Source organism: Dyella sp. 2RAB6, assembly GCF_052115385.1.
Lineage (GTDB): Bacteria > Pseudomonadota > Gammaproteobacteria > Xanthomonadales > Rhodanobacteraceae > Dyella_D.
Window position 1 is genome coordinate 560,064 of sequence record NZ_JBFRGP010000001.1, and the last position, 14,667, is coordinate 574,730.

The 14,667-nt window shown below is 68.6% G+C and carries 12 protein-coding genes; 11 read left to right on the forward strand and 1 reads right to left on the reverse strand.

Translation table 11 applies throughout. From position 1 onward, the window contains the following. Positions 1 to 4: 4 nt before the first annotated feature. The 10 genes from AB4083_RS02470 to recO all read left to right on the forward strand — a co-directional run bounded on the left by AB4083_RS02470 (position 5) and on the right by recO (position 11,692). Entirely contained in the window at positions 5 to 2,566 is a 2,562-nt protein-coding gene (locus AB4083_RS02470) for a GGDEF/EAL domain-containing response regulator (RefSeq protein ID WP_441606163.1), read from the forward strand. A 272-nt stretch (positions 2,567 to 2,838) separates the two neighbouring features. Then, positions 2,839 to 3,432, forward strand: coding sequence for an RNA polymerase sigma factor RpoE (gene rpoE / locus AB4083_RS02475; protein ID WP_441606466.1), 594 nt, complete (start codon positions 2,839 to 2,841; stop codon positions 3,430 to 3,432). Then, on the forward strand, positions 3,429 to 4,133 hold the full coding sequence (locus AB4083_RS02480) for a sigma-E factor negative regulatory protein (protein ID WP_441606164.1): 705 nt from the start codon (positions 3,429 to 3,431) through the stop codon (positions 4,131 to 4,133). The genes rpoE and AB4083_RS02480 overlap by 4 nt, the downstream gene beginning before the upstream one ends. Before the next feature lie 160 nt (positions 4,134 to 4,293). Beyond that, positions 4,294 to 5,814: a DegQ family serine endoprotease gene (locus tag AB4083_RS02485; RefSeq protein ID WP_441606165.1), complete on the forward strand. Its 1,521-nt coding sequence runs from the start codon at positions 4,294 to 4,296 to the stop codon at positions 5,812 to 5,814. 170 nt (positions 5,815 to 5,984) lie between these two features. Next, a complete protein-coding gene (gene lepA, locus AB4083_RS02490; protein ID WP_441606166.1) occupies positions 5,985 to 7,775 on the forward strand; it encodes a translation elongation factor 4 in 1,791 nt (596 codons plus the stop codon). 120 nt (positions 7,776 to 7,895) lie between these two features. Continuing rightward, positions 7,896 to 8,807 carry a signal peptidase I gene (gene lepB, locus AB4083_RS02495; protein WP_441606167.1) on the forward strand — a complete coding sequence of 304 codons (912 nt, stop codon included), beginning with the start codon at positions 7,896 to 7,898 and terminating at the stop codon, positions 8,805 to 8,807. A 144-nt stretch (positions 8,808 to 8,951) separates the two neighbouring features. After that, positions 8,952 to 9,332 carry a DUF4845 domain-containing protein gene (locus AB4083_RS02500; protein WP_441606168.1) on the forward strand — a complete coding sequence of 127 codons (381 nt, stop codon included), beginning with the start codon at positions 8,952 to 8,954 and terminating at the stop codon, positions 9,330 to 9,332. A gap of 7 nt (positions 9,333 to 9,339) precedes the next feature. Further along, on the forward strand, positions 9,340 to 9,996 hold the full coding sequence (gene rnc, locus AB4083_RS02505) for a ribonuclease III (protein ID WP_441606169.1): 657 nt from the start codon (positions 9,340 to 9,342) through the stop codon (positions 9,994 to 9,996). Further along, complete coding sequence (era, locus tag AB4083_RS02510) at positions 9,993 to 10,937, forward strand: GTPase Era (protein ID WP_441606170.1); 945 nt, start codon at positions 9,993 to 9,995, stop codon at positions 10,935 to 10,937. Before rnc ends, era begins: the two co-directional genes overlap by 4 nt. A 44-nt stretch (positions 10,938 to 10,981) precedes the next feature. Then, positions 10,982 to 11,692, forward strand: a complete 711-nt coding sequence (recO, locus tag AB4083_RS02515; protein WP_441606171.1) for a DNA repair protein RecO — start codon at positions 10,982 to 10,984, stop codon at positions 11,690 to 11,692. A 97-nt stretch (positions 11,693 to 11,789) separates the two neighbouring features. On the opposite strand, the gene AB4083_RS02520 is transcribed toward recO, so the two are convergent. Then, the gene (locus AB4083_RS02520; RefSeq protein WP_441606172.1) at positions 11,790 to 12,584 is read right to left on the reverse strand and encodes a response regulator; all 795 of its coding nucleotides are present in this window, start codon (positions 12,582 to 12,584) and stop codon (positions 11,790 to 11,792) included. Positions 12,585 to 12,628: 44 nt separating this feature from the next. Here AB4083_RS02520 and AB4083_RS02525 point away from each other — a divergent pair, with 44 nt between their 5' ends. Further along, on the forward strand, positions 12,629 to 14,650 hold the full coding sequence (locus AB4083_RS02525; RefSeq protein ID WP_441606173.1) for a hypothetical protein: 2,022 nt from the start codon (positions 12,629 to 12,631) through the stop codon (positions 14,648 to 14,650). The last annotated feature ends 17 nt before the right edge of the window (positions 14,651 to 14,667 follow it).

Below are 14,667 nucleotides of genomic sequence, written 5' to 3' on the forward strand. Positions count from 1 at the left end.
GGCCATGTCCGCCGCCGGCGGCATCATGGTGGTCGCCGCGCAGCGCGAGCTGCGCCGTGCGGTGTTCGACGCGCTCGACCGCGACGGGCACCTCGCCGTGCATTCCGCGCGCGACCCCACCCACGCCGGCATCCTGCTCGAAGGCCGTCCCAAGCTGGCCCTGGTGGTGATGGTGCTGGAGGGCGATGCGCGCGACGCGCTGACCTCGGTGGAACAGCTGCGGCGCCTGCCGGCCTGCGCCGAGGCGCCCGTAATCGTGGTGCTGACCGAAGGCGCGGCGATCAAGCCGGCCCAGCTGCCCGCCGGTGTCTCGGACTGGCTGTATGCCACCCAGATCGACAGCGAGCTGATCGCGCGCTGGCAGCGCCTGCAGCGCACCGGCGCGATCCTGCCGGTGTCCGCGCAGAACGGCGCGGCGCATGTCGGCGGCGACTACCGCTTCGCTTTCGACGAGGTGGACAGCGAGTGGCTGATCGTCGATGCCGAGCGCGGCCGCCTGCTCGAACTCAGTCCGGCGCTGCTGCGGCGCAGCGGCCTGCCTGGCGATCGCCTGATCGGTCAGCCACTGGCCGAACTGCTGGAATTCCAGGGTCTCGCGCCCGAACAGGCGCTGGCCGACGATTCGCGCCGCTGGCATCCCTGCCGGCGGCGTTCGCGCCAGGGCCATGACAGCGGCGAAGCCAGCGCGCGGCAGATCCGCCACGCCGGCCGCGACGCCGTGGCCTTCGTGTTCCGCAGCGACCGCGCCGGCGCGCGTGCCGAAGTGGCGCTGGCCCTGCTGGCGCGCCTGTTCGCCAGCAGCAGCGCCGACGACAGCATCGCCACCGCGGCGCAGATGCTGTTCGAGGACATGGGGCTGGACTATCTGGCGATCTGGTCGGCGCGCCCGGAAGAGGGCGGTGCACCGCTGCAGCTGGCGCAGTGCTGGAGCGGCGAGGACCAGCTGTGGCCCAGCCCGCAGCTGCAGAGTTCGCTGCGGCTGGTGCTGTCCGGGCAGGCGATGCTGCACCCGGGCGGCGCGCGCCGCCTGGCCGCGATGGACCCATTGCTGGAACAGCTGGACCTGAGCGGCTTCGCCGGCCTGCCGCTGCTGGACGAACGCCACAGCGTGCTGGGCGCGCTGCTCGCCGGCACGCGCCAGCCGTTCGGCGAGCTGGCCATCGTCGAGCCGGTGCTGCGCTGCGCGGCGGCGCGTTTCGCGCATGCGCTGGAGCTGCGCCGCACGCGCGAACAGGGCCGCGCCGAGGGCCTGCTCGACGCGCTCACCGGCCTGCCCAACCGGCTGCTGTTCAACGACCGCCTGGACACCATCATCCGCGAGGCCAACCGCACCGGCGAATGCTTCGCCATGCTGTTCGTCGACCTGGACCGCTTCAAGACCATCAACGACACCCTGGGCCACGCCGTCGGCGACCAGGTGCTGATCACCACCACCCAGCGGCTGCGCACCAGCGTGCGCGCCTCGGACACGGTGGCGCGCTACGCCGGCGACGAGTTCGTGGTGATCCTGCGCCACATCGTCAAGAGCGAGGACGTGCTGCGCGTCGCCGAGAAGATCGTGCAGGTGATGGAAGCGCCGTTCCGCATCGACGACGGCACCGAGCTGCAGGTCACCGCCTCGATCGGCGTCAGCTTCTTCCCCGACGATGCGCCGGATGCGGAAACCCTGCTCAAGCACGCCGACGAGGCGATGTACGCGGCCAAGAGCCTGGGCCGCAACAACTACCAGATCTACGAAATCAGCGCCGAGCAGGCGCAGCAGCAGAACATGGCGCTGAAGTCCGGCCTGCGCCACGCCGAGCACAACGGCGAGCTGCGCGTGTTCTACCAGCCGCAGGTGGACGCGGCCAGCGAGGACATCGTCGGCATGGAAGCGCTGGTGCGCTGGGAGCATCCGGAGCTGGGCTTCATCGGCCCCGGCTTCTTCATTCCGCTGGCCGAGGAAACCGGCCTGATCGTATCGATCGGCGAATGGGTGCTGCGCACCGCCTGCAAGCAGGCGCAGGAATGGGAGCGCAAGTTCGGCCTGCGGCTGCGCCTGGGCGTGAACCTGTCGGCGGTGCAGCTGATGCAGCCGAACCTGCTCGACATCGTGACTTCCGCGCTGCAGGACAGTGGCCTGGACCCGGGCCTGCTGGAAATGGAAGTGACCGAGAGCATCAGCATCAAGGCCGCCCCGAACCTGGTGGACAACCTGCACGGCCTGCACCGGCTGGGCTGCCGCATCGCCATCGACGACTTCGGCACCGGCGCCGCCTCGCTGGACTACCTGCGCAAGCTGCCGGCCGACCGCATCAAGATCGACCAGAGCTTCGTGCGCAATATCGGGGTGGACCCGGACGACGAGGCGATCGTGCGCGCCACCATCGAAATGGCCCATCGCCTCAAGCGCGGCGTGGTCGCCGAGGGCGTGGAGATCGAGCAGCACCTGCATTTCCTGCGCGCCAACCGCTGCGACGAACTGCAGGGCTATCTGTTCTGCCGCCCGCTGCCGCCCCCGGCCTTCGAGAAGCTGCTGCACGAGCGCCAGCGCCTGCTGGCCACGGCGGATGCCGTCGAGGAGTGAGCGGGTTGCCGCTTGCCTGCTTACGGCCCGGCCCTATATCGGGAGTTGGATCCTGGGAGCAGGGGAAGTCGGCCGCCGGGACGCTTGCCACGTTCGGTACGATGGCCCCGCAGCCGGTCAATGCCATCCTGCACTGGGCGCGGCGCGGACGCAGCGACAAGCTGCGCGACGGTACGGCTGAACTCGGCGGCTTGGTTCTTGTCCTAACGGACCATCCCGAGCTCGCGGAATCCCTCCAAGCAGGTGGCGGTAGTCAGAAGGAGACGGCCCGGATGGGCGAAAACGAACTGGACAGCGCCCTGGTCGAGCGAGTCCAAAAAGGGGACAAGCGGGCATTCGACGTGCTGGTGCGCAAGTATCAGCACAAGGTCATCGCGCTGATTTCCCGCTATGTGAACAACTACGCCGAGTGCGAGGACGTGGCCCAGGAGGCGTTCGTGCGCGCCTGGCGCGCGATCGGCTCGTTCCGCGGCGAAAGCGCTTTCTATACCTGGATGTACAAGATCGCCGTGAATACGGCGAAAAACCACCTGGTGGCGCTGGGGCGGCGTCCGCCCGCCGACGATATCTCGGTGGACGACGCGGTCTTCGTGCCCGGTTCCGACCGCATGCAGGAAACCGCTACGCCCGAGCGCGAACTCCTGCGCCAGGAAATTGAACAAACGGTTTTTTCCACTGTCCAAGCGCTGCCCGAGGAGCTGCGAACCGCAATCACGCTGCGCGAGGTGGACGGTTTGAGCTACGAAGAAATCGCCGCAACGATGGGCTGCCCGATCGGTACGGTGCGTTCGCGCATCTTCCGGGCACGCGAAGCGATCGACGAAAAACTGCGGCCCCTGTTGTCGGACCGTGAGGACGAGAAATGACTGACACTCATCGCGAAGATCCCTCCAAAGACATGCTGTCCGCCGGCATCGACGGCGAGCTGACCCAGGAGGAACTGCGCTTCCTGTTGCGCCGGCTCGACCACGACGCTGCCCTGCAGCAGGCGTGGTCGCGCTACCACGTGGCGCGCGACGGCCTGCGCCACCAGTTGCCACCGCTCGCTTCGGCCGGTTTCTCGGCTCGCGTGATGCTGGCGATCGAGCAGGAAGCCGTCGCCGTCGGCAGCGGCCGGCGCCGCCACTGGCTGCGCTGGTCCGCAGGCGGCGCGATCGCCGCGTCGGTCGCCGTGGCCGCCCTGATGGTGACCCAGCCGGTCGGCCCCGGCAGCGACAACGCGACGCCGCGCGTCGCCACCGCCGGTGGCCAGCATGCACCGGTCGTCCCGGTCGCCGGCACCGCGGCCACCGCCCGCGTGGACGTGCCGGCCGCCGCGCCGGAATGGCTCAACAACTACGCCGGCCTGCCTTCGGCGCTGACCCAGCAGGCCTCGGCCACGGTCGGCGGCGACGAGGGCGCCACCTTCCTGTATTCGCGCAACCGCCAGAACCCCTACCTGCTGGATCGCTACCGCGCGATCAACAACGGCGATGGCAGCTACCTGCTGCTCGCCCCGCAGACGCAGCGGGTGCCCCAGGCGGCGCAGGCGCAGGAAGCGCCGGCGCAGGAGCCGCTGGCTCAATAACCGCGGCGGCGCGTGCATGTCCGCCCCGGTTCCGTTTCGTCGTGTCTCCCATGCAGTGATGTCCGTCCGGCCCCCAGGGGCCGGACGTTGTATGAGTGTGCCTCGCGTGCGGGCGAAGCTGTTTCGAACCTGGTTCCCACATCTTGGAAAGGAGCAAGTCATGAGTCGAACGATCCTGCGTAGCGCGCTGTACAGCGCACTGGTCTCGCTTGCCGTGGCGAGCGCAGCGCAGGCCGAGACGGCGGACACGAAGACCAGCGCCGCGCCGACCAATGCCGCGCCGGCCATGGCCGGCCTGCCGGACTTCACCGGTATCGTGCAGAAGAACGCCCCGGCCGTGGTCCACGTCGAAGCCAAGTACAACGGCAAGAGCGCGCGCAAGGCGTCGCCGCAGGCACGCGGACGCGGCGCGATGCCGCCGGACGATCCGCAGTTGGACATGTTCCGCCGCTTCTTCGGCATGCCGATGGTGCCGTCGCCGGAAGAACAGCAGCACACCTCGCTCGGCTCGGGCTTCATCATTTCCGGCGACGGCTACATCCTCACCAACACGCATGTGGTGGACGACGCCGACCAGGTCACCGTGCGCCTGCAGGACCGCCGCACGCTCACCGCCAAGGTGATCGGCAGCGACCCGCAGTACGACATCGCCCTGCTCAAGGTCGATGCCGGCGGCAGCCTGCCGGCGGTGAGCGTCGGCGATTCGCGCAGCCTCAAAGCCGGCCAATGGGTGCTGGCGATCGGTTCGCCGTTCGGCTTCGACTACACCGTGACCCAGGGCATCGTCAGCGCCGTCGGCCGCAACCTGGGCAGCCAGGACCAGCCCTACACCTCATTCATCCAGACCGACGTGCCGATCAACCGAGGCAACTCCGGCGGCCCGCTGTTCGACCTGCAGGGGCGGGTGGTCGGCGTGAATTCGCAGATCTATTCCAGCACCGGCGGCTACCAGGGCGTGGCGTTCTCGATCCCGATCGACGTGGCCATGAATGTGGTCAAGCAGATCAAGGAAAAGGGCTATGTCACCCGCGGCCAGCTCGGCGTGATGATGCAGCCGATCACCGACGACATCGCCAAGGCGCTCAAGCTCGGCAGCAATTCCGGTGCCGCGGTGACCCAGGTCAATCCGGGCAGCGGCGCGGAGAAGGCGGGCCTCAAGCCCGGCGACATCATCGTCGGCTACAACGGCCAGCCGATCACCCAGGCCGCCGACCTGCCGCCGCTAGTCGGCATGACTGCCCCGGGCAGCAAGGCCACCGTCAGCATCCTGCGCGACGGCAAGCAGCAGGAGGTGCCGGTCACCGTCGGCGAGATGAAGCGCGACGGCAAGGCCGCGCTGGCTGCGGCCGGCGGCAAGAGCGCACCGGCGGCGAGCGGCGGTTCGACCGCGCTGGGCCTGGCGGTGGAAGACCTGGATGGCGATACCCGCCAGCAGCTCGGCCTGAAGGCGGGCGAGGGCGTGCTGATCGGCGACGTCACCGGCCCGGTGGCGACGCGGGCCGGCCTGCAGCCGGGCGACGTGATCCTGATGGTCAACCAGCACCGCGTCGGCAACGCCGCCGCATTCCGCGAGGCGACCAAGGAGCTCAAGCCCGGGGATACCGCCCTGCTGCTGGTGCGCCACGGCGACCAGAGCGGCTTCGTCGGCCTGACCCTGCCCAAGGCGGGCGCGGACGAGTGATCTCCTGAGCGGTGATACCGAGGGCGGGGCGGCCTGCGGGCCGCCCCGCTGCGTTCAGGCCCCGGGCGCGGCCGATGGGCTTTCCATGCGATAATGCCGGGTTCGTATCGCCATCCCGGGGATACGCTGCCTGTGCTCCGCGCAGGCGGTGACTGCTGCCAGCGTGTTCCATGGAACTGATCCGCAATTTCTCCATCATCGCCCACATCGACCACGGCAAGTCGACGCTCGCCGATCGCATCATCCAGATCTGTGGCGGCCTGGCCGAGCGCGAGATGGAAGCCCAGGTGCTCGACAGCAATCCGATCGAGCGCGAGCGCGGCATCACCATCAAGGCGCAGTCCGTGTCGCTGCCGTACAAGGCGCGCGACGGCAAGACCTACCAGCTGAATTTCATCGACACGCCCGGCCACGTCGACTTCTCCTATGAAGTTAGCCGCTCGCTGGCCGCCTGCGAAGGCGCGCTGCTGGTGGTCGACGCCGCCCAGGGCGTGGAAGCGCAGTCCGTCGCCAACTGCTACACCGCGGTGGAGATGGGCCTGGAAGTGGTGCCGGTGCTCAACAAGATCGACCTGCCCACCGCCGATCCGGAGAAGGTGAAAGGCGAGATCGAAGCCGTCATCGGCATCGACGCCGACAACGCCGTGTCAGTCAGCGCCAAGACCGGCCAGAACGTGGTGGAAGTGCTCGAGGCCATCGTCGCGCGCATCCCGCCGCCGAAGCCGCGCGACACCGATCGCCTGCAGGCGCTGATCATCGACTCCTGGTTCGACAACTACCTCGGCGTGGTCTCGCTGGTGCGCGTGATGCAGGGCGAGATCCGTCCCGGCGAGAAGCTGCAGGTGATGTCCACCGGCCGCACCCACGAAGTCAGCGAAGTGGGCGTGTTTACCCCCAAGCGCAAGAAGCTGGACCGGCTCGGCGCAGGCGAAGTGGGCTGGATCACCGCCTCGATCAAGGACGTGCACGGCGCGCCCGTGGGCGACACGCTCACCCACGCCGGCAAGCCTGCCGACAAGGCGCTGCCCGGCTTCCAGACCATGCAGCCGCGCGTGTTCGCCGGCCTGTTCCCGGTCGCCGCGGAAGACTACCCCGCGCTGCGCGAGGCGCTGGACAAGCTGCGCCTCAACGACGCCGCGCTGTTCTTCGAGCCGGAAAGCTCCGAAGCGATGGGCTTCGGCTTCCGCTGCGGCTTCCTCGGCATGCTGCACATGGAGATCGTGCAGGAGCGCCTGGAGCGCGAGTACGACCTGAACCTGATCACCACCGCGCCCACCGTGGTTTACGAGGTCCTCAAGAGCGACGGCTCGATCCTGCTGCTGGACAACCCGGCCAAGCTGCCGGCGTCGCCGCAGGTGGAGGAGATCCGCGAGCCGATCATCCTGGCCAGCATCCTTACGCCGGCCGACTACATCGGCAACATCATCACGCTGTGCGAGGAGAAGCGCGGCGTGCAGCGCTCGATCCAGTACCTGGCCACCCAGGTGCAGATCAACTACGAGCTGCCGCTGGCCGAGGTGGTGCTCGATTTCTTCGACCGCCTGAAGTCGGTATCGCGCGGCTACGCCTCGATGGACTACCACTTCGAGCGCTTCGACGCCGGCCCGTTCGTGCGCACCGACGTGCTGATCAACGGCGACCGCGTCGACGCGCTGTCGCTGATCGTGCACCGCAGCCACGCCGACCGCCGCGGCCGCGACCTGGTCGAGCGCATGAAGGAGCTGATCCCGCGCCAGCAGTTCGACGTGGCGATCCAGGCGGCGATCGGTGCGCAGGTGATCGCGCGCTCCACCGTGAAAGCCTTGCGCAAGAACGTTCTGGCCAAGTGCTACGGCGGCGACGTCAGCCGTAAGAAGAAGCTGCTGGAGAAGCAGAAGGAAGGCAAGAAGCGCATGAAGCAGGTGGGCCGCGTGGAGATTCCGCAGGAGGCCTTCCTCGCCGTGCTCAAGGTCGACAAGTAAGGCGCGGGCAGGACATGGAACGAACAGGGGGCCACCGCATCACCGCCAGCGCAGTGCGCTGGCATCGAAGCACCCACTGCAATTTACGTCCGGCGCGATTCACGCTTTGAAGGAGCTCTCATGGATTTCGATTTTTCGGCGATTCTGCTTGCCCTGACCGTGCTGTTCGGCGTGGTCTGGGGCCTGGACCGCCTGTTCTTCTACAAGGGGCGCAAGGCCAGGGCCGAAACGGCCGGGCAGGAGCCGCAGGACCCGATGCCGGTGGATTGGGCGCGCTCGCTGTTCCCGGTGGTGCTGGTGGTGCTGCTGCTGCGCTCGTTCGTGGCCGAGCCGTTCCGCATTCCCTCGGGCTCGATGATGCCGACCCTGGACGTGGGCGACTTCATCCTGGTCAACAAGTTCGCCTATGGCCTGCGCATGCCGGCCTTCAACACCAAGTTCCTGGCGCTGGGCGAACCCAAGCGCGGCGACGTGGTGGTGTTCCGCTTTCCCGGTTATCTGTGCCCCGTGGACGGCAAGCTGGCGCGCAGCGGCGACCAGACCTGCGCCAACCCGCAGGCGCCGGTGCCGAGCCAGAACTGGATCAAGCGCGTGATCGGCCTGCCGGGCGACCGCATCGAGATGCAGGGCGACCAGCTGCTGATCAACGGCCAGGCGGTCGAGGCCGACGAAGTCGGCCCGTACATGGGCAACCCGAAGCGCGACGAGGACCGGCTGATGCTGGAGATGGGCGCTACGGTGTGGAACGAGCACCTGCGCACCGAGGAAGGCACCGTGGTGAACCACCTCACGGCGCGCATGCCGGCCTACAACCGTCCGCCGCCGCTGCCCAACGACAAGGTGCCGTCGGTGGTCCCGCAGGGCTGCTACCTGGTGATGGGCGACAACCGCTACAACAGCACGGACAGCCGCTGGTGGGGCTGCATGCCGGAGCAGAACCTGGCCGGCAAGGCGTTCCTGATCTGGCTCAGCGTGAAGGGGCCGGACGCGGGCTGGGTCGACTTCTCGCGCATGGGTCGTGTGATTCACTAAGCAAAGCGTGATGGCGGTCGGGTCGCGCGGCGTGACGCCGGCCCGCCGTGGCGCCAGAATCCGCCTGCGCGATGCCGGCGAGCCGGCGCCGCGACACCTATCCATACAAGCGGGGCCGCCGCCGGTCGGCATAGCGAGGGGACTATGAAAGCAAAGCAGTCGGGTATCACTCTGATCGGGTTTATGGTGGTGCTGGTGGTCGTGGCCTTCTTCGGCTTCATGGCCATGAAGCTGGTGCCGTCCTACGCCGAGTTCATGGGCGTGAGCAAGGCCATGAACCAGGTGGCCAGCGCCGGCACCGAGGGCCGTACGCTGGAGGACATCCGCCGCGACCTGATGTTCAAGCTGGGCTTCCAGTACGTGGACGACGCGACCATCAAGCCCAAGGACATCACCATCTCGCGCGCCAACAATGCCGCGCTGCTGAAGATCGAATACGACAAGCGCATTCCCTTTATGTACAACATCGATTTCCTGCTGCACTTCGAGAAGACCGTGCCGCTGCAGGGCAACATCGGTTATTGAGGTTTTTTTGGCCAAGCTGACTTACCGTTTCCGCGACCCGGCGCTGGCGCAACTGGCGCTGACCCATCGCAGCGCCGGCAAGCCGAACAACGAGCGGCTTGAGTTCCTCGGCGACGCCCTGCTTGGCGTGGTGGTCGCCGAACTGCTGTACGAAGCGCATCCGAATGCCAGCGAAGGCGAGCTGTCGCGCCTGCGCGCGCAGCTGGTGAACGGCCAGGCGCTGGCCTTGATCGCGCGCGAGCTGGAACTGGGCGACGCATTGAAACTGGGCTCGGGCGAGTTGAAGAGCGGCGGCTACCGCCGCGACTCCATCCTCGCCGACGCCTTCGAGGCGCTGGTGGCCGCCGTATATCTGGACAGCGATTTCGCCCAATGCCGCGAGGTGGTGCGGGGCGTGTTCGCCGAGCGCATCGCGGCCATCCCGCGCTCGTCCAAGGATGCCAAGACCCGCCTGCAGGAATGGCTGCAGGCACGCGGCTGGCCGCTGCCGCAATACGAACTGACCGACAGCTACGGCGAGGATCACGCAAAGACGTTCGACGTCTCCTGCGTCATCGCCGAACCCATGCCGCTGAGCGCGGAGGGCCGCGGCGGCAGCCGCCGAGCCGCCGAGCAGGATGCGGCCGAGGCCGTGCTGAGCCAATTGCAGGAAACCAGACCATGAGCGACCACGATCAAGATTTCGAACCCCTCGCCCCGGCCGAGCTGCCGCACGAGGATTTCCGCTGCGGCGCCGTTGCGCTGCTGGGCCGGCCCAATGTGGGCAAGTCCACCCTGCTCAACGCGCTGATCGGCTTCCGCCTGTCCATCGTCAGCCCGCGTCCGCAGACCACGCGGCACCGCATCCTGGGCATCGCCACCAACGAGGCGGGGCAGATCCTGTATGTGGATACGCCCGGCCTGCACCGCGGCGCCAAGCGCGCGATGAACCGCAGCCTCAACCGCGCCGCGCGTTCGGCCATCGGCGAAGTCGAGCTGGCGGTGCAGGTGATCGAATCCGGCCGCTGGACCGATGAAGACCAGGCGCTGTACGACGCCCTGGCCGAGCAGAAGATCCCGCGCCTGCTGGCCATCAACAAGGTCGACCTGGCCAAGGACAAGTCGGCCATGCTGCCGTTCGTCGCCGGCCTGATGGAGCAGCACAGCTTCGACGAGGTCTATTACGTCAGCGCGCTGAAGGAAAACGGCTTGAAGGAGCTGGAGCAGGGCATCCTCAAGCGCCTGCCGGTGCGCGCGCCGATGTACGGCGAGGACGAGATCACCGACCGCAGCGAACGCTTCCTCGCCGCCGAGATGGTGCGCGAACAGCTGATGCTGCGCCTGGACCAGGAGCTGCCGTACGCCACCACGGTGGAGATCGAGCAGTTCAAGGACCGCGAGGACGGCGTGGCCGAGATCCATGCCGTGATCTGGGTCGAGCGCGACGGCCAGAAGGCGATCGTGATCGGCAACGGCGGCCAGCAGCTCAAGGCGATCGGTTCGGCCGCGCGCCGCAAGATGGAGCTGCTGTTCGAACGCAAGGTCTTCCTGCGCCTGTGGGTGAAGGTGCGCGAGGGCTGGGTCGACGACGAGAACATGCTCAAGAAGTTCGGCTACACGGACTGACGGGTGGCGGGGCAGGGCGCGCGTGCGCTCCCGTCCCCTGACTCATGCAACTCCTTCAGCAGCCCGCCTATGTGCTTCATGCGCGGCCCTACCGGGAGACTTCGCTGCTGCTGGAATGCCTCACGCTCGAACAGGGCCGCCTTGGCGTGGTGGCGCGCGGCGTGCGGCGCGAGCGCGCCAGGCTGCAGCGTTCGCAGCTGGAGCCGTTCCAGCCGCTGGCGATGGATTTGTTGCTGCGTGGCGAGCTGGCGACGTTGCAGGGCGCCGAGCACACGGGGGCGCCGCAGCGGCTCGGTGGCGATGCCGGTCTCGCCGGTCTCTATCTCAATGAACTGGTGGTGCGGCTGACCGGCCGCCAGGATCCGCTGCCGGAACTGTTCCAGGCGTATGCGGCGACGTTGGTGCGGATGGCGGGGGGCGAGCCGCTGGCGTGGACGTTGCGGCGCTTCGAGCGCGATCTGCTGGATGCGATCGGCTATGGCTTGCAGCTCGATTACGAGGGCGAGACGGGTGAGCCGGTCGATCCGGGGCGCCATTATCGCTATCGGGTGGAAGTCGGGGCGACGGCGTGCCGCGCGGATCTTCCGCATGCGTTGCGTGGCAGCGATCTGCTGGCCTTGTCGGAGGACGTGGTGCCGGATGCGGCGGGTTTGTCGGCGCTCAGGACGATGATGCGCGAGGTGATCCGCTTCCATCTCGGCGGCGCGGAGTTGCGTGCCTGGCATGTGCTTGCCGCTGCCCTGTCGCGCCGCTGAAGTGCTCGCGCAGGTTGGGGTGAGCCGAAGGCGAACCCCAACGTGGCCCGCGATGCCGACGTGATGTCCGGTTGGAGTTCGCTCCGCTCACTCCAACCTACGGCGACGTCGCCGCCAACGCCTCGATCGTCTCCAGCAACGTCCCACGAAATCGCTCGTGCATCGCCGGCGGAATCGCACGTCCCAGCTTCAGCTGCTCCTGCAGCTGCGTCACGCGCGCGGCCAGCGCGGTGGCGCCGCAGAAGCCGCAGGAGCCGCGCAGCTTGTGCAGGCGGTCGCCGAAGCCGGCTTCGGTCAGTACCGCGGTGGCGAGGTCCTGGTAGATGCCGACCAGTTCGTCGCGCAGCAGCGCGCGCATGGCGCGCATGATCGGTTCGCTGCCGGTGCTGGCCAGTCCCTGGGCATCGTCGAGCAGGGGCTGGGAGTCCGGCTGCACCAGCGCCACGATGCGGCGCAGGTCGGCGAGGTCGCAGGGTTTCTGCAGCACTTCGGTGAAGCCGCCGGAGAGCAGGCGCTGGCGTTCGGCCGCGTCCATCTCGGCGCTGGTCGCAACGGCGGTGCTTTCGGCGGATGGGGCGGCGGGGTCGCCGCGCAGTTCCAGCAGTACCTGCTGGGCGCCGGCGCCGGGCATGCGGCAGTCGAGCAGGAGCAGGTCGTAGGCCTCGCGGCGTCCTCTGGCGATCGCGGCGGCGCCGTCGTCGCAGGCTTCGGCCTCCAGCCCCAGCGTGCGCATCGCCTCCACCAGGAAGAGACGGCTGGCCGGATCGTCGTCGGCTACCAGGACACGCAAGGCATGAGTGCCGGAAGGATGGCCCGCAGGATTGCCCGAGGGATTGCCCGAGGGATTGCCCGAAAGAACGGCAGACCTGCCGTTGGAGGGGGTGTTGAACATGACGAGTCCATGTCGTTCAGCTGATTTTGGCAGAATGGCGCGACATGCGTCCGACATCAAGCCACCTTTTGCTCTATTTGTGCGTCGTGTTCGGTTTCGCCGTGGCGTTGCCGGCCCGCGCGGACATCGTGCTCGAGGCCAGGCAGGTCGCGGTGCCGGGCCTGCGCCTGCAGGACGTGCAGATGCGTATCGCCGAGGACGGCAACGGCGGCCTGCGGCTCACCGTGCGCGCGGCCAAGGCCGAGTTGCCGGTGTTGGGCTGGCGCCGCGTCGGGCTGGACATGCAGGGCGCGCTGTCGCGCGATCCGCACCTGCGCTGGCTGTTCGACGGCGACCTGCGCCTGGCCGGCGCGCCGGGCGGGGCCTGGAGCGACGCCAAGGTCAACCTGGTGCTGGACGATGCCGCCAACACCCTGCAGGTCGACATCAACCAGGGCAAGTCGCTGGCCAGCGCCGCGCTGCCGCTGGACCAGCCCACCCATGCGCAGATCAGCCTCAAGGGCCTGCCTGCCGGCTGGCTGCAGGGGCTGCTCGGCACCATGTGGTCCGGCCGCGCCACGGCCGGCCGGCTGGACGCGGAGCTGGCGCTGGACGTGCGCGATGGCGGGGTGCAGGCCTCCGGCCAGTTCGGCCTGGCGGATCTGGGCTTCGATACGCCCTCCGGCACGCTGGCGGGCCAGCGCCTCAACGGCACCGGCCGGCTCAACGTCGACACCATCGGCGGCCCGGCGCGGATCGGGCTGGACGCCAGCCTGCGCGGCGGCGAACTCCTGCTCGGGCCGATCTACGCCCGCCTGCCGGACCATCCGGTGCAACTGGGCCTGGATGCCAGCTCGCGCAACGGCGTGCTGGATTTCAGCCGCCTGCGGGTGGGCGACGCCGATGCGCTGCAGCTCGACGGCTCGCTCGCCTTCGACGCCAAGGGCGAGCTGCAGAAGCTCAAGCTCGACCGCTTCCAGGCCAGCTTCCCCGCGGCCTACCAGCGCTACGGCCAGTCCTGGCTGGCCACCATGGGCCTGCGCAACGCGCGCATCGCCGGCCAGCTCGCCGCAACGCTGGACCTGGGCGCCGACGGACTGCACGCGTTCTCGTTCGATACCGACGGCCTGGACGTCGCCGACGGCGATGGCCGCCTGGCTCTCAGCGGCCTGCGCGGCGGCATGGACTGGGCGCTGCGCGGCACGCGCCCGGCCACCACGCTGAGCTGGCGCGGCGCGCAGATCTACCGGCTCGCCCATGGCGCGGCGCAGATGGGCTGGCAGAGCCGCGACGGCAACCTCGGCCTGCAGAAGGCGGTGGACGTGCCGCTGCTCGGCGGCCGCCTGCACGTGGCCGACCTCGACTGGCGCCCGGCCGCGGCGAAGGGGCGGCGCCTGTCCACCTCGCTCGTGCTCACCGGCGTGGACATGGCGGCCTTCAGCCGCGTGATGGGCTGGCCGGAATTCCCCGGCACCCTGGGCGGCGCGATCCCGGCGCTGCGCTGGGTGGACGACCGCATCGAGCTCGAAGGCGGGCTATCGATGAACGTGTTCGACGGCTTCGTCGACGTCACCCGCATGTCGCTGCAGGACCCGTTCGGCAACAGCCCGGTGCTGGCCGGCGACCTGGCCCTGCGCCAGCTCGACCTGGGCGCGATGACCAGCGTGTTCGACATCGGCAGCATCACCGGCCGCATGGACGGCAGCGTGCAGAACCTGCGCCTGGTCAACTGGAATCCGGTCGCCTTCGACGCACGCCTGCTCGCCGGCAGCGGCGGCAAGATCAGCCAGCGCGCGGTCAACAGCCTGGTCTCGGTGGGTGGCGGCGGCATTGCTGCCGGCCTGCAGGGCGCGATGCTGCGGCTGTTCAAGAACTTCAGCTACAAGCGCATCGGCCTGAACTGCGTGCTGCAGGGCACGCTGTGCCGCATGAGCGGACTGGACAGCGACGGCGATGGCTACACTATCGTCGAAGGCAGCGGGCTGCCGCGCCTGCAGGTGGTCGGCCACCAGACCCAGGTGGACTGGCCGACCCTGGTGCGCCGGCTCAAGTCCGCCGCGGAGAGCGGCGGTCCCGAGGTTCACTGATTCCGATCATCGAACAT

Coding starts and splice junctions, on each gene's coding strand:
- AB4083_RS02470 (WP_441606163.1), top strand. CDS start 5: ATGTCCGCCGCCGGCGGCATCATGGTGGTCGCCGCGCAGCGCGAGCTG.
- rpoE (WP_441606466.1), top strand. CDS start 2,839: ATGGGCGAAAACGAACTGGACAGCGCCCTGGTCGAGCGAGTCCAAAAA.
- AB4083_RS02480 (WP_441606164.1), top strand. CDS start 3,429: ATGACTGACACTCATCGCGAAGATCCCTCCAAAGACATGCTGTCCGCC.
- AB4083_RS02485 (WP_441606165.1), top strand. CDS start 4,294: ATGAGTCGAACGATCCTGCGTAGCGCGCTGTACAGCGCACTGGTCTCG.
- lepA (WP_441606166.1), top strand. CDS start 5,985: ATGGAACTGATCCGCAATTTCTCCATCATCGCCCACATCGACCACGGC.
- lepB (WP_441606167.1), top strand. CDS start 7,896: ATGGATTTCGATTTTTCGGCGATTCTGCTTGCCCTGACCGTGCTGTTC.
- AB4083_RS02500 (WP_441606168.1), top strand. CDS start 8,952: ATGAAAGCAAAGCAGTCGGGTATCACTCTGATCGGGTTTATGGTGGTG.
- era (WP_441606170.1), top strand. CDS start 9,993: ATGAGCGACCACGATCAAGATTTCGAACCCCTCGCCCCGGCCGAGCTG.
- recO (WP_441606171.1), top strand. CDS start 10,982: ATGCAACTCCTTCAGCAGCCCGCCTATGTGCTTCATGCGCGGCCCTAC.
- AB4083_RS02520 (WP_441606172.1), bottom strand. CDS start 12,584: ATGTTCAACACCCCCTCCAACGGCAGGTCTGCCGTTCTTTCGGGCAAT.
- AB4083_RS02525 (WP_441606173.1), top strand. CDS start 12,629: ATGCGTCCGACATCAAGCCACCTTTTGCTCTATTTGTGCGTCGTGTTC.